Source organism: Sphingobium sp. TKS (genome assembly GCF_001563265.1).
Classification (GTDB): Bacteria; Pseudomonadota; Alphaproteobacteria; order Sphingomonadales; family Sphingomonadaceae; genus Sphingobium.
Window position 1 is genome coordinate 3,281,277 of sequence record NZ_CP005083.1, and the last position, 13,937, is coordinate 3,295,213.

At 60.5% G+C, this 13,937-nt stretch carries 11 protein-coding genes, 1 tRNA gene and 2 pseudogenes; 8 read left to right on the forward strand and 6 right to left on the reverse strand.

The window, feature by feature from the left end:
* Positions 1-23 precede the first annotated feature (23 nt).
* The 4 genes from K426_RS16210 (at position 24) to K426_RS16225 (ending at position 6,327) form a co-directional block, all read left to right on the forward strand.
* A complete protein-coding gene (locus tag K426_RS16210; protein ID WP_066559218.1) occupies positions 24-1,283 on the forward strand; it encodes an MFS transporter in 1,260 nt (419 codons plus the stop codon).
* Positions 1,284-1,363: 80 nt separating this feature from the next.
* Positions 1,364-2,527 carry an acyl-CoA dehydrogenase family protein gene (locus K426_RS16215; RefSeq protein ID WP_066559220.1) on the forward strand — a complete coding sequence of 388 codons (1,164 nt, stop codon included), beginning with the start codon at positions 1,364-1,366 and terminating at the stop codon, positions 2,525-2,527.
* Between the two features lie 95 nt (positions 2,528-2,622).
* Positions 2,623-3,423: a crotonase/enoyl-CoA hydratase family protein gene (locus K426_RS16220; RefSeq protein WP_066561896.1), complete on the forward strand. Its 801-nt coding sequence runs from the start codon at positions 2,623-2,625 to the stop codon at positions 3,421-3,423.
* Positions 3,424-4,215: 792 nt separating this feature from the next.
* On the forward strand, positions 4,216-6,327 hold the full coding sequence (locus K426_RS16225; RefSeq protein WP_066559221.1) for a TonB-dependent receptor: 2,112 nt from the start codon (positions 4,216-4,218) through the stop codon (positions 6,325-6,327).
* A 335-nt stretch (positions 6,328-6,662) separates the two neighbouring features.
* Here the strand turns inward: K426_RS16225 and K426_RS16230 are convergent.
* Positions 6,663-6,887, reverse strand: a pseudogene (locus K426_RS16230) (transposase domain-containing protein); the annotation flags it as partial.
* Entirely contained in the window at positions 6,815-7,129 is a 315-nt protein-coding gene (locus tag K426_RS32005) for a hypothetical protein (protein ID WP_162492911.1), read from the reverse strand. The pseudogene K426_RS16230 and the gene K426_RS32005, both read right to left, overlap by 73 nt.
* Before the next feature lie 242 nt (positions 7,130-7,371).
* On the opposite strand from K426_RS32005, the gene K426_RS16240 reads away from it, so the two are divergent.
* Positions 7,372-9,441: a recombinase family protein gene (locus K426_RS16240; protein ID WP_066559228.1), complete on the forward strand. Its 2,070-nt coding sequence runs from the start codon at positions 7,372-7,374 to the stop codon at positions 9,439-9,441.
* A 27-nt stretch (positions 9,442-9,468) separates the two neighbouring features.
* Here K426_RS16240 and tnpC read toward each other — a convergent pair.
* From tnpC to K426_RS16260, 3 genes and pseudogenes are all read right to left on the reverse strand, one after another.
* Positions 9,469-10,863, reverse strand: a pseudogene (gene tnpC, locus K426_RS32560) (IS66 family transposase); the annotation flags it as partial.
* Positions 10,864-10,923: 60 nt separating this feature from the next.
* Entirely contained in the window at positions 10,924-11,271 is a 348-nt protein-coding gene (gene tnpB / locus K426_RS16255) for an IS66 family insertion sequence element accessory protein TnpB (protein ID WP_030541462.1), read from the reverse strand.
* The gene (locus K426_RS16260; RefSeq protein ID WP_066552878.1) at positions 11,268-11,597 is read right to left on the reverse strand and encodes a transposase; all 330 of its coding nucleotides are present in this window, start codon (positions 11,595-11,597) and stop codon (positions 11,268-11,270) included. The genes tnpB and K426_RS16260 overlap by 4 nt, the downstream gene beginning before the upstream one ends.
* A gap of 242 nt (positions 11,598-11,839) precedes the next feature.
* Here K426_RS16260 and K426_RS16265 point away from each other — a divergent pair, with 242 nt between their 5' ends.
* The gene (locus K426_RS16265; protein WP_082748642.1) at positions 11,840-12,040 is read left to right on the forward strand and encodes a hypothetical protein; all 201 of its coding nucleotides are present in this window, start codon (positions 11,840-11,842) and stop codon (positions 12,038-12,040) included.
* A 743-nt stretch (positions 12,041-12,783) separates the two neighbouring features.
* On the opposite strand, the gene K426_RS16270 is transcribed toward K426_RS16265, so the two are convergent.
* Positions 12,784-12,858, reverse strand: a tRNA-Gln gene (locus tag K426_RS16270).
* Between the two features lie 128 nt (positions 12,859-12,986).
* Here K426_RS16270 and K426_RS16275 point away from each other — a divergent pair.
* Together K426_RS16275 and K426_RS16280 are read left to right on the forward strand one after the other, a co-directional pair.
* Positions 12,987-13,508, forward strand: a complete 522-nt coding sequence (locus K426_RS16275; RefSeq protein ID WP_066561897.1) for a MarR family winged helix-turn-helix transcriptional regulator — start codon at positions 12,987-12,989, stop codon at positions 13,506-13,508.
* Positions 13,509-13,580: 72 nt separating this feature from the next.
* Positions 13,581-13,895: a hypothetical protein gene (locus K426_RS16280; RefSeq protein ID WP_066559250.1), complete on the forward strand. Its 315-nt coding sequence runs from the start codon at positions 13,581-13,583 to the stop codon at positions 13,893-13,895.
* The last annotated feature ends 42 nt before the right edge of the window (positions 13,896-13,937 follow it).

Below are 13,937 nucleotides of genomic sequence, written 5' to 3' on the forward strand. Positions count from 1 at the left end.
GCCATAGTCGGAGGAGCGGTCCAGTGAGGCTCTTGGCACTTTCGGAACCGGAACGCCGTGAATGGACGGAGGGCTGGAAGCTTCCGCTCATCGCCGCGGTAGGCATGGCGATGTCGGCAAGCCCGAACCTGACGCTAGGCGCTCTGATGACCGCCATCCAGGAGGATACCGGCTGGACCCGCCTGCAGATATCCGCCGGCACCGGAATCATGAGCGTAGTGATGATAATGCTGGCGCCGATCATGGGGCACGCTGTGGATCGCTTCGGCTCAAGGCGGATCGCGTTGCCTGGATTGGCAATGTTCTGCCTGGCGCTAGCTTCGCTTTCGATTGCTGGCATTTCGAAAGAGACATGGTGGGCGGGCTGGACCTTTATCGCGGTCTCAGCCCTCTTTATCAAATCAACGGTTTGGACAGCCGCAGTCATTAGCCGCTTCAGCCACAGCCGCGGGTTGGCCATTGCCGTGGCACTCTCCGGTTCTGGCCTGGCCTCGTTCTGCTTGCCCTTTTTTCTCACTCTGCTGCAGCAATCCTTTGGATGGCGCGGTGCCTATTGCGGCTTGGCGGTCTTTTTCGCATCGCTCTCGCTTCCAGCCGCCTGGAGGCATTTCTTTGATGCTGCCGACCAGAGACGACGTGACAATTCTCTGTCCGCTCTAGTCGATCGGTCCAATCTTCCGGGTCTCTCGCCTCGAGAAATCTTTCGCTCACGTAGGTTTGCTCAACTCGCCCTTTCTTGTCTGCTTGTCGGCACCGCGATTACAGCATTGAGCGTGCACTTCATTCCCATATTGACAAGCAAGGGCGCCGCACCACTCGCCGCTGCTGGGATCGCCGCAGGAATTGGCCTCTCATCTGTCATAGGACGCCTCATGACGGGCCTGCTCTTGGATCGATTCAGTGGTCCGCTGATAGGCCTGACCGGCTTCGCGCTGCCAGTTGCGGCGTGCATACTGCTGCTGGTAGACTCCGGCACGAGCTATGCTATTGTGGTCGCAATTCTCATCGGCTTAGCAGCCGGCGCTGAATTCGACGTCATCGCCTACCTCTCGGCGCGTTATTTTGGGCTCCGACACTACGGCTTGGTTTTCGGCACTGTCGTAGGATTGTTAAGCTTTGGGGCGGGCATAGGGCCCATGTTCGGCGCTTTCATGTTCGATCACTACGGAAACTACGAGAACATGCTTCTTGTCGTGGCGCCTACATTTGTCCTATCGGGATTACTGATTGGAAGCCTCGGAAGCTATCCCGTTCTTCCGGCACCTGACGCCGCCCCCAGCTAATCGAATAAAGTTTTAAATGAACATTTTCTTCCAGGAACGGCACCCCGGTTGCCTATTCCGAAGTCAATCGGAGTATTTCCATGATCCAAGATCCAGCTGCCTCCTTTCCCGAAATCCGTGAATCCGTCCGACGCCTTTGCGCCGCCTTCCCCGGGGAATACTGGCGTGAGCTTGACCGCGAGAGGGCGTATCCCACCGCATTTGTCCAGGCTTTGACCGAAGCGGGCTTCCTGTCGGCGCTGGTGCCCGAGGCATATGGTGGTTCGGGACTCGGACTGCAGGCCGCCACGGCTGTCCTTGAGGAGATCCACCGGGCGGGCTGCAACGGTGGTGCCTGCCATGCGCAGATGTACACTATGGGGACGATTCTCAAGCACGGGAGCGAGGAGCAGAAGGCGCGATACCTCCCGGCGATCGCGTCTGGAGAGCTACGCCTGCAGGCCTTCGGCGTTACGGAACCCACGGCGGGCACGGACACCACCAGGATATCCACCTTCGCGCGACGTGAAGGAGACCGCTACGTCGTCTCCGGCCAGAAAATCTGGATCAGCCGCGCGGAGCACTCAGACCTGATGGTGTTGCTGTGCCGCACCACGCCCCGGGAGGCGACCGCCAAGCCCACCCAGGGCATGAGCGTGCTGCTTGTGGACATGCGCGAAGCGGTGGGGCGGGGTCTCACGATCCAGCCGATACGCACCATGCTGAACCACGCCACGACTGAACTCTTCTTCGACAACCTCGAGGTCCCGGCAGAGAACCTGATCGGCGAGGAAGGGCAGGGTTTCCGGTATATCGTGGACGGGATGAACGCCGAGCGGATCCTCATTGCATCCGAATGCATCGGCGACGGGAGATTCTTCATCGACCGTGCCAGCGCCTATGCCAAGGAACGCCACGTGTTCGGTCGGCCGATCGGACAAAACCAGGGTGTCCAATTCCCAATCGCGCGCAACTTCGTTCAGTTGTCGGCCGCCGCCCTTATGGTCCGTCATGCCGCCGAGATGTTCGACGCTGGCCAGGCCTGCGGGACCGAGGCGAACATGGCAAAAATGCTGGCGTCGGAGGCATCGTGGGCCGCTGCCGACACCTGTCTGCAGACTCATGGCGGGTTCGGGTTCGCGGAGGAGTTCGACGTCGAGCGCAAGTTCCGCGAAACGCGTCTGTACCAGGTCGCGCCCATCTCGACGAACCTCATCCTCAGCCACGTGGCCACCCACGCGCTCGGGATGCCCAAGAGCTTTTAAGTCCCCCAGGGCTGTTGGCGCAATCCGATTGCGCGCTCGCCATGGGAGCCTTCCAACTGCCTTCGATGTCACCGAAAGCTATGCGGGAGCTATCAATGAACGATCGTGTAACCGTCCGTCTTGAGGACGGCGTCGCTGATGTTCGGCTGAACCGGGCGGACAAGATGAACGCTCTCGATGAGGCTATGTTCGCGGCCATTATCGACACCGGTGAACGCCTTGCTCAAGACAAATCCGTCCGTGCGATAGTGCTCTCGGGTGAAGGCCGGGCTTTCTGCGCCGGCCTCGACATCGGCAACTTCACCGATATGGCGGGCGACGAGCCGCCCAGCGATCGGCTGTTTGGCACGACGCGAACTTCTAGTGGAGCCAACCGCGCCCAGCAAATGGGAATGATCTGGCGCGATTTGCCGATCCCTGTCATCGCCGCTCTCCACGGTGTGGCATTCGGGGGTGGGCTGCAGATTGCATTAGGCAGTGACATTCGTTTCGCCACTCCAGACACAAGGCTTTCAGTGATGGAAATCCGCTGGGGTCTAATCCCGGATATGAGCGGAATGGCCCTGATGCGAACCCTGGTCAGGGACGATGTGGTGCGGGAGTTGACCTGGACGGGCCGGCAGGTTCTTGGAGAAGAAGCCGCTCGCCTGGGACTGGTAACCGGCCTTTCGGCTGACCCCTATGAGACTGCAATGGCGTTGGCGAAGGACATCGCAACCAAGAGCCCCACCGCCATCCGCGCCAGCAAGAGACTACTCAACTGTGTGCCCGACTCCGATCAACACGAGATCCTGCTGATGGAGACTGAGGAGCAGGTGCTGTTGATGGGGAGCGCAAATCAGAAGGAAGCGCTTCTGGCACATACCGAGAAGCGCGATCCTATGTTCTCAGACTAGTGACCCGAATCTGAAGTTCGCCACATTGTGGGGCAGGCGCTGAGCGAACTTCAGATTCATCAGGGTCACTAGCAAATATATGATTCTAGTGTGGTTTATGGATTTGAAATACGCTCCCCACCTAGCCGCTATAATGAGGCGTATTTCAAATCCACCACACTAGGGCAAGCGATCCCCTCGGGCTTGCGGTGCACTCTGCAAAGCCTGCATAAGGCGGCAGCCGATCCGCCGCCCCAATCCAAGCGGGCACGGAGATGATCTCGGGCCGTCCGGACCTAGCCGCGTGTACGAGGACCGACTCCGGCGTCCCCGTCGACATACCTTCTGCTGCGCGAGGGCATCGTTATGGTCATGCATGCCGCGCGGGCGAACGACGAGGACCGAGTGCAGCGGCGGTGCCAAGTGACGCCCCGCCAATCTGGCGCACCCGGCGGGTCTACTTTCCACCGCGGCGATTACGGTGTTGTAGCGCGAACTGAGGCTGCTGGTGGCGCAATTGCTGACCGACCTGCGGGGCCGGACTTGGCTCGGAGCTGACGCGGTCCTGTGCTCCACGCACTCCTCCTCCCCAGGTTGAGAGCATCTATCGCGGCGTCGAACTCGATGGCGGCGTGGATACTGATACCTAGAATGTCCGAGCCGTGCGATTCTTTGTCCGGTTCCTCCCACTAATTGTGACCCTTCCAAGTCACAAATTCACTGATCGGCAACGCCGCCGATCGATCCGACCGCTAATTTATAATGACAAACCGCAGGCAGGAATGCGCGTTGGACTAAAATGAGGGAAACGAGATGACCAATGCACGTAACGCCGCGCGCCTACTCCTGTGCTTCGCGAGCACGATTGCGCTAACCAGTCCCGCGTTCGCCCAGAGCGCCCCAGCAGGAGCGGACAACCCCCATGCCGGATCCCCAGACATCGTGGTGACCGCCACCCGGCGGTCGGAGCAGCTGAAGGACGTTCCCCAGTCCATCGCAGCATTCTCCTCGGACATGCTGGAGTCGCGGGGGATCGACGACATCAATTCGCTCGGGCGTCAGACGCCAGGTCTCGTCCTGAACGAACGGTCGGACCGAACCCCCAACGTCGTTATGCGCGGGGTCGGCTCCTTCGGGAACGTCCAAGGCGTCGGCTTCTACATTGACGATGTTCAGAACTTCACCGATCAGACCATGCGACTGCAGGACATCGAGCGCGTTGAGATCCTGAAGGGTCCGCAAGGCACCCTGTACGGCGGCAGCAGCATCGGAGGAGCGATCCGGTACATCACGAAGGAGCCAGGCTTCGAGACCGGGGCAGAGGTGCAAGCCGAAGCCGGCGAGAAGGACTATTTGAACCTCTACGCATCGATCAACGCCCCACTCACCGACAAGGTGGCAGCGCGCCTGTCCGGGTACTACAGCAGTGACGACGGCTTCATAACGTCTCCCACAATTCCTGACATCGGCCACTGGAAGGAATACGGGCTCCGCGGTCAGGTGCTTCTGAAGCCCAGCGACCGGCTGACCGCCCTCTTCACGGTGCGTTACCGAAAATTTGACGGCGCGCTGGCACTCGACAACCCCCACGACGGCGTGTCGCGCGTCAACTACGTCACCGATCTCAGCTTCCGCCCCAACACGAAGCTGGAGACGGTGGGCGTAGTCGCCAAGCTAGGATACGAGTTCGACGGGGCCGCGCTCGAGGCAATCTCGTCCTTCACCCGCCAGGAACGAAGCTACCTAATCGATCCCGACTACAGCGCCGCCCCGATCGTCGCGGTGATCGGGGAGGACACCCGCCCCGTGAAGGTCATGACGCAGGAGCTGCGGCTGACCTCGACCTCGGATGGTGCCCTAAAGTGGATAGCGGGCCTCTATGCGGCGAGGATGGACAACATCCAGATCATCGGCTCCCCCTTGGACACGGTCTTCCTCGGAACACGCATACCCAACGCAATCAATCGGAAGAGTCAGCAAACCGATCTCGCAGCCTTCGCCAGTGCCGATCTGCGTCTTGGAGACCTGACGGTGTCAGGCGGCCTGAGGCTCTACAACGTCGACTACGACGCCGTCGTGTACTCCGTGGCGGGGCAGCCGACCTTCGACAACGACGCCACGGTCATACTTCCCCGGGTCTCGCTTTCCTACGCAACCGCGGGCGGCACCAATCTGTATGCCTCGATCGCCAAGGGATATGAGCCAGGCAAGGCGTCGGTGGGGGCAGACGTCCCTTTCGACTACCGCGCCGAGAAGACATGGGCGTTCGAGGCCGGGGCGAAGGGTTCGCTGTTCGACCCGTCCCTCTACTTCGAACTGGCAGGGTTCTACACCCTCTATCAGGACCGGCAGTTCGAGAACCGGTTCTTTGATACCGACGGCGTGGTCCTAGAGAGGATCGATAACATCGGCGATTCCGAAGCCTACGGCTTCGAAGGCTCTCTGGTGTGGCGGCCGACGAAGAGCTTGGCGCTGAACGGCGCGCTAGGATATCTGCATGCGCGCTGGAAGAAGGGAACCATCTACAGCGGCACCGATATCGCAGGAAGGACGCCGCCGAATTCGCCAGCCTGGACGGCAAACCTCGGTGCTACATATTCTGCTCCCCTTTCCAAGAGCCTGAAGTTCGACCTGCACGTCGACGCGACCTACATGGATCAGTTCCAATGGACTCTGGACTACAATCCCATCTCCGGAACGAACCCCGCCTACTGGACAAACTTCGCAAAGCTCTCCGTTGGCGACATCGATGACCGTTGGAGCATCTCGGCGCAGGTCCGAAATCTGTTCAACACCCGATACTACACCCAATTCTACCCAGAGTTTTTCGGGGTCCAGGGGGCCGACGGAACGTGCGACAAGTGCCACCTTGGCCTGCCTGGGGAAAGGCAGCGGATCGTGGTATCGTTCAGCGCAAAGTTCTGATCGGCCGGATCTAAGCTTAGAAAGGGCGGGCCGTGACCGGCCCCGCCGCCACCTGAACGAACATATCCGCTGAATTGGACGGGACTGTACAAGGCTAGCTCAATCGCAAGCTAATCCTATGCTAAATTCCGTTCGGGCTAAAGCACCAAACGAAAAAGGGCTCGGCCATTAGCCGAGCCCGTAAAGTCTTGGAAGAGGATGCCTAAAAGGCGCGTCGGTAGATAGCGCCGGTGGGAAAATGCTGCAAATGCGCAAGGAATGCTGCGGCGCGAAATTCGCAAGAATAATATACTGTCCTGGCGCTTCGATCGTATGCATTCGGAGAAGGCCGCGGATCAGGCGGCTTCGCGTTGATCCTCTGCGGTGCGCCAGTTCCAGGGAAGCAGTTCATGGAGACGGTTCTGAGGGATGTCGGCGATGCGGCTGAGCACATCGGCAAGCCAAGCCTGCGGATCGATGTCGTTGAGCTTCGCCGTGCCAATGAGGCTCAGCATGAAGGCGGTGCGCTGGCCGCCGCGATCTGAACCAGCGAAGAGCCATGATTTTCTGCCCAGGGCCATCGCAGGGTCATTCTGCCCATGTCGGGCAGATGGTAGAGTTTCATTATCGCTGGCATCCATATTACGGCGGTCGTTTTCGGCATGAAGGCCGCGAGGACCGGGCCAATGGCGCGATCATCCGGGTAGAGATCAGGCCGGGTGAGATCATCCAGGTCGCAGAGTGGATGCTGGACAGGGCGTTGTGCGCCGACATGGAGATGGGCGAACCGCGCGTTGCGGTGATTGGGCTTGTAGAGCTTCATGGACTGCTTACCGATCGCGGTTTCAGGCAGACTTCGACGGATGGACTCACGGCCATCCAGGAGGCGCGCCATGAAGGCACTACCACGACCCTCGTCGCTACCGATGCTGACCCAGCAGCTGAGCATGCCGCTCGATACGCCGCAGATGCGAGGCCTGAGCGAGGCGCAGCGAAGCGCCGTTGTTGCCAGGCTGGCGACCCTCTTGATGGCCGCAGCCGGCGTCGCGGCGAAGGAGGCCAGCGATGACGGGCAATGATCTCCTTCCAGTCACGGTGCTCAAGCGCAAAGCTGTGGTGTATGTCCGACAGTCGACCCCGGGTCAGGTCCAGAACAACCTGGAGAGCCAGCGCCGACAATATGAGCTTGTCGATGTTGCGCGACGCTGGGGATTTCACGATGTCGAGGTGATCGACGATGACCTTGGTCGGACCGCCAGCGGCACTGTCGACCGCCCCGGTTTCGAACGACTGGTCAGCGGCCTGTGCACGGGCAAGGTTGGCGCGGTGCTTTGCTTGGACGCATCGCGCCTTTCCCGTAATGGCCGGGACTGGCACCACCTTTTGGAGCTGTGTGGCCTGGTTGAAGCGCGCGTGATCGATCTCGACGGGGTATACGATCCCTGTCGACCAAACGATCGATTGTTGTTGGGCATGAAGGGCAGCATCAGCGAGTTTGAGCTTGGCATTTTGCGAACACGCATGCTTGACGCGGCGCGCGCCAAGGCAAGGCGGGGAGAACTGCGCCTCAGTGTTCCGATCGGCTATATCTGGCACCGCGAATACGGCCTGGGGCTGGATCCCGATATCCGGGTACAGGAGGCGATCCGCCTCATCTTTTCGCGTTTCCGCGAGCTTGGCAGCGCCCGCCAGGTGCTGATTTCGCTGACAGCTGACAATTTCCATTTTCCCCGCCCTTCTGACGGCCGCAAAACGGTGTCCTTCGACTGGGTGCCGGTTCGCTATCGAAGCGTTATTTCGATCCTGAAGAACCCCTTCTACGCTGGGGTCTATGTCTATGGTAAAAGCGAGAAGCGAACCGAGATTGTCGATGGCAGGGCACGCAAAAGTTACGGCCACAGCAAGCCCTTTGGAACGTGGGAAGTGCTGCTCCAGGATCATCACGAAGGCTATATCGATTGGAGTGAGTTTGAGAGGAACCAGAGCCATATCGCCGTCAACGCGTTCGGACAGAAGGGCGGCATCAAGTCGGGTCGTGGTGGCCGCGCGTTGCTCGCGGGCCTGCTCACCTGCGGCCGATGTGGAAGACGGTTGGGCGTTGTCTATTCGGGCCGGCCTCCGGGTCATCCCTATTACCGCTGCGAACGTATCAACCAGATGCTGGCCAAGCCACGATGCATGACTTTTGGCGCATCTCGCATCGACCCTGCCATAGGCAAAGAGATATTGAGAGCCGTGACGCCGATGGCGATCGAGGCCGCAATGGAAGCTGATCGGGCGCATCGGGATAATCTGGAAGAACGGCACCGCATGGTGGAGCTGGACTTGCAGCAAGCCCGATACGAGGCATCCCTCGCTGAACGTCGCTATGCTGCCTGCGACCCTGATAACCGCCTGATCGCTGCCCAACTTGAGAATAGCTGGGAAGCAGCGCTCAGGCGTGTTGAAGCCTATGAAGCGGGTTTGGCCCAAGCGCGACAAATCGATCTGGCCGCGCCGGCGCCCGATTTTGCTGGCATTGCCACCGACCTGGAGACCGCTTGGCGCTCGCCTAACGTCGACATGCGTTGTCGTCAGCAGCTCCTCCGCACGCTCGTGACCGATATCATCGCTGATGTCGATGAAGAGCAACGTGAAGTCATTTTGACGATCCACTGGAAAGGTGGCCAACATTCTCAGCTGCGCATTCGCAAACCCAAAGCAGGCGAACATGGCCAGAGTACGCCCGAAGCCGCCCTTGCCATCATCCGCTCCATGGCCACCCGGTGGTCCGATGCAGACATTGCCGCCACTCTCAACCGGATGGGAATGCAAACCGGACAAGGCAAGACCTGGACAGCGCGCCGTGTCGGCTCGCTGCGCACTGTCCACAAAATCCACGGCTACCGATCCGCCGAAAAGAATGGAGAGTGGCTCACGCTGACCGAAGCCGCCAAAAAGCTTGGGGTTACTGCCCATCGGGTCCGTCGACTGATCAAGGAGGGCGTGCTCCCTACCGAGCAAGTTGTACCCGATGCGCCGCACCAAATCCGAGCCACGGACCTGGAAAAGGACGAAGTGACCCAGTTCCCGCGTCACAGAGGCCCGTGTCACATCAAAATGGAAAACCAAAAGTCCCTGTTTCCGGACATTTGAAGAGGAGGTGTAGTATGAATCGGTCGTTGCTATGCCTCGAAGCGCCCGTTCCGCCGCGTTGTTCGAGAGGCAGATGCGGCCATCATCGAGGAACGCAGCGAAGGCTGGCCATGCCTTGAGCATGTAATCCATGGCCTCGGCCACATCGCTGTTCTTCGATAGCTTGGACCGGTTGTCGCGCATCCATTCTTCCAGATCGGCAACGAGCGGGGCGCTGAGTTCCTGTCGAAGGGCGTGGCGCTCCTGGGCCGGTCTGCCGTTGATGGCGCGCTCAATGTCCAAGATCGCGTCGATACGGCGGACCGCCTCCACTGCCAGCGGCGAGATAACGGCCTTTTTGCGGCGCTTCTTGAGCTGCGCGGCGATATCGGCCAGCTCGAAGAAATAGCGGCGCGCGTGGCTCCAGCATAAGGCGCGGGTCAGCGGCGCCGGCAGTCTGTCGGCATGGAACAACGCATTGTAGCCGGCATATGCGTCAGCCTGAAGGATGCCTCTCCAACTGCGCAGATGTCCCACGGGATGCTCGCCCCGCCGGTCCCGGGAATAATGGAAGATCGCTGCGGGCGGTGCCGGTCCGCCAAAAGGTCGATCATCCCGAACATAGGTCCAGATCCGGCCCGTATCGGTCTTGGTCTTGGTCAGCACTGGCACCGTCGTATCGTCGCCATGCAATCGCTCGGCGGCAAGGACGTGGGCTTCGATCAGGAGATAGAGCGGCATCAGCGCGGCGGTGCAGGTGCCGACCTGATCGGCCAGAGTGGAAAGGCTCAGGTCCACGCCTTCCCGGGCATAGCGATCACGCTGGCGGTTAAGCGGTTGATGCGCGCCGAACTTCTCGAACAACAGCATCGCCAGGAAGCTGGGGCCAAAGAGCCCGCGGGGCGTGACGTGGAACGGCGCCGGCGGTTGGGTGATCTTCTCACAATCCCGGCAGGAGAACTTCTCCCGCACGGTCTGAACCACCTTCCACTGTCGCGGCACGACCTCAAGCGTCTCGGTGATATCCTCACCCAGCTTGCACAGCCGTTCTGAGCCGCAGCAGGGGCAGGCATCGGGCGCGGCGATGACGACGCGCTCGCGCGGCAGATGCTCGGGCAAGGCCTTGCGGGCGGGCCGCTTGCGCTCGAACGGTGCGACGTTGGTCTTCGCCGCTGCCAGGGCAGCCAGGAACTCATCTTCGCTGGCAGCGGTCTCGCACTCCTCGAAGGTCAGTTCCATCTGGTCGAGCAGATGGCGCGTGCGTTCGGATCGCTGGCCAAAAAGGGTGCGGCGCATCTTCTCGTTCTGCAGTTCGAGAAGGGCGTTGCGGGCTTCCAGGTCAGCGTTGATGGCCTTGATGCGGGCGACTTCAGCGGCGACAGCCTCGGCAGCGGCAAGCCGCTCGCGAAGGCTGTCGATCTCTGCTTGCGCTTCGGTCCCCATGGTCAATGACATAGCCGAAAAGCACCGGAATCCCTAGCTTCTTAGGTCATGCCGGGGCTTTTATCCGGCCAATGTCGGACGCCAGGTGGCCTGCGGATTACGCCAGTCGATCGCCTCCAACATGCAAGCCATCTGCGAGGGGGAAATGGCAATCACCCCGTCCACGGCCGAAGGCCAGATGTACTTCCCGCGCTCGAGACGCTTGGCATAAAGCGACATGCCGACACCATCATGCCAGATGATCTTGCAGAGGTCGCCGCGGCGTCCCCTGAAAATGTAGAGATCCCCGGCGAAGGGATCACGTCCGAAACTCTGCTGCACCTGCAGAGCCAGGCTGCGCATGCCGCGCCGCATGTCCGTGTGCCCCGTTGCGATCCATATCCGAACGCCGGAAGGAACTGGGATCACGGCTTGACCGACCGCAGCACTGCCGACACCAGCCCAGGTGATGCGCCAGCGGGAATGCGCACGATCGCCCGCTCAAACTCGACGGTGATCGCCGATCCGATCACTGGCACCGGATCGGCTTGCACCTGCACCTCGGCAAAGCCCTGCGCTGCCTGCCCCATCTGCCGCCGCCATCTGTAGATCTGGTTCGGCCGCAGATCGGCACGGCGGGCAATCTCCGCCACGTTCGCACCGGGCGCCGAAACCGCCGCGACCAGTTCGCGCTTCTGCTGGTCGCTCCATACCCGCCGCCGCTCCGGCCCCGAAATTACCGTGATCTGACTCATCGCACCGTCCTTAGTATCGGTGCAAACACCGGCGCTTGCACCGGTGCCATGTCAAAATATCAGCGGATCACCGCAAGGCGGCCCTCACCGGAGCGATACCTTCGATCCTCGTGAACCGCTTGACCGGACCTGTGAACAAAAAACCAGCGGCTGAACGACCACAAAGGGTCGAGAGTGAAAGCTGTGGAAAACATAAATTTGCCGATAGACGATTCGCTCGGTCGGACGCTACTCGCCGCCGGATGAGCATCGTAGCAACCATAATGAATTCGACCACCGGCCAACCAATCCAGAAGATGACCTTCGGCCGGATGCCAAAGCCTTGGGCCACTTTCCATCTGGAAAATGGAGAGCGCGTGACGGCGGACCGCGTGAATGTTGGGAAACCGGCGCCCGGCAAATTCGTCGCCCCCGTCGAAGTCTGGGTCACACCCAAGAACTGAAATCTGCCCTATCGTTGGAGAACGAGATTTTCACACCTCAACGGCCGCCCTTACCCTTCCACGTCAAAGTATCTGATGAACAACGTTGCGCCGCGCAATGAGTGCCCTAAAAAAGCGAGGCCTGCTTTCTGCCTTACTCGATTTGAACGCATCCGCGTTTCGGACGATGCGATCCGATTTAACTCCATTTGCTCCGATTTGGACCAGTGACATAGTCGGCGGATTGCAGAACCATTGGTTGAGTTATTGGGAGTATGCCCGTGCCTCGCAATGCTCTGCCCAAACAGGACGACCGGATGATCACTGGCCGATTTTGGGGAACTCGCCTGCCTTTCGCGCCGCCAGATTGATCGTTTGCGCGCGAAACGCCCAAGCAATTTCCTCCGGGAATTCGAGCTGGGCACCGGGAGCAGCAAATTCCACCGCTGCCCCCGGTTCCGACTTTCAGAGGGTCAAGCCTGGCTCGATACCAGAGCCTTGTGGTGATCGCCCACCATCCATACGGTCGTCTGGCGCTTCGAGCAATTCGGCGACGCTGGCACGACGCGCGATAGTCAGCACTTCCTGTTCCCATCGCGCGAACCAGCGCCGCTTCTCCTCTTCGAGATCGTACCCGTATAGGTTCGCTCCAGCCCGGTCTTCAGATGATTCAGCATCGCTTCTAGGGAGAACCGGATCCAACCCTCTTCGATAGAGATCTTTACATAAGTCACTGGAAATGGGCCGAAACTAGAGGATTCGGCTGGCTGGGGCGGCAGGATTCGAACCTGCGAATGGCGGCATCAAAAGCCGCTGCCTTACCGCTTGGCGACGCCCCAGCATCGGCCGGATATCGCCGGCGCGGACCGCCATATAGCGTGTGCTGCGCGAAAGGAAAGCCTAGTCATTATTTTCCGAAACGGCCAATATGCGCCCCGCCCTTCCCTTCAGCCTGGAATTGCCCGGCATGTCCGCTCCGAATTCTCCATCAGCCGTCTCGACCTCCCAGATCTCGCCTGCTTCGCCGCTATTCCTGCGCGAAGACGAGATTCGCCGGGGCATAGAGATGCTCTATTTCGGCTATTCCGCGCTGACCCGGTCGATCGACGAGGGGCTCTCCGCGCAAGGGCTGGGCCGGGCGCATCACCGCGCGCTCTATTTCATCTCGCGTCAGCCCGACCTTACCGTCAAGGATCTGCTGCGCCTGCTGGCGATCACCAAGCAGTCGCTGGGGCGCGTGCTCAACGACCTGATCGAGCAGGGCTATATCGAAACCCGGCAGGGCGCTAATGACCGGCGGCAGAAATTGTTGCGGCTGAGCCCCGCCGGGGTTGCGCTGGAGGCAGAGCTGTTCCGCGCGCTGCGGGAAAAAATGGCGGCCGCCTATGCCCAGGCGGGTCAAGGCTCCGTCACCGGGTTCTGGCGCGTGCTGGAAGGGCTGATCCCCGATCAGGATCGATCGATGGTGTTCGGCCTGCGCGGCCGCTGAAAGATCGTTACGCAACCTTATCACCGCAGCAACGCTTATTAGACCTTCGTTGATGGCAAATGAGGGTAAACCATGCGCAAATCATATCTGGCCGCCATGTCGGTGCTGACCGTCCTGAGCGCGTCCGCCTGTTCGGAAAAGGCCTCCAACAATCTGGAAAATGCAGGCTCCGCCATCGGCAATGATGTGAGCAACGCGGTCGACCAGGCGGGAGAGAAGATCGACAGGGGGCTCGACAAGGCAGGCAATGCGATAGACGAGAGTTCTGACCGGATGGGCGCGGCGATGGACAATGCCTCCCGCGATGCCGAACGAGAGGCGCACGAGGCCAAGCAGGATGTCGGCTCGGCAATGGAACGCGCGGGCAACGACATCCGAAAGGACTGACCCGAACGGAAAAGCGCCGCTCCCCGGCCCCCGCAAGGGAGC

Excerpts from the sequence above, each read along its gene's own strand:
- K426_RS16215 (WP_066559220.1), top strand. The coding sequence starts at position 1,364 with ATGATCCAAGATCCAGCTGCCTCCTTTCCCGAAATCCGTGAATCCGTC.
- K426_RS16220 (WP_066561896.1), top strand. The coding sequence starts at position 2,623 with ATGAACGATCGTGTAACCGTCCGTCTTGAGGACGGCGTCGCTGATGTT.
- K426_RS16225 (WP_066559221.1), top strand. The coding sequence starts at position 4,216 with ATGACCAATGCACGTAACGCCGCGCGCCTACTCCTGTGCTTCGCGAGC.
- K426_RS32005 (WP_162492911.1), bottom strand. The coding sequence starts at position 7,129 with ATGAAGCTCTACAAGCCCAATCACCGCAACGCGCGGTTCGCCCATCTC.
- K426_RS16240 (WP_066559228.1), top strand. The coding sequence starts at position 7,372 with ATGACGGGCAATGATCTCCTTCCAGTCACGGTGCTCAAGCGCAAAGCT.
- K426_RS16260 (WP_066552878.1), bottom strand. The coding sequence starts at position 11,597 with ATGAGTCAGATCACGGTAATTTCGGGGCCGGAGCGGCGGCGGGTATGG.
- K426_RS16265 (WP_082748642.1), top strand. The coding sequence starts at position 11,840 with ATGAGCATCGTAGCAACCATAATGAATTCGACCACCGGCCAACCAATC.
- K426_RS16275 (WP_066561897.1), top strand. The coding sequence starts at position 12,987 with ATGTCCGCTCCGAATTCTCCATCAGCCGTCTCGACCTCCCAGATCTCG.
- K426_RS16280 (WP_066559250.1), top strand. The coding sequence starts at position 13,581 with ATGCGCAAATCATATCTGGCCGCCATGTCGGTGCTGACCGTCCTGAGC.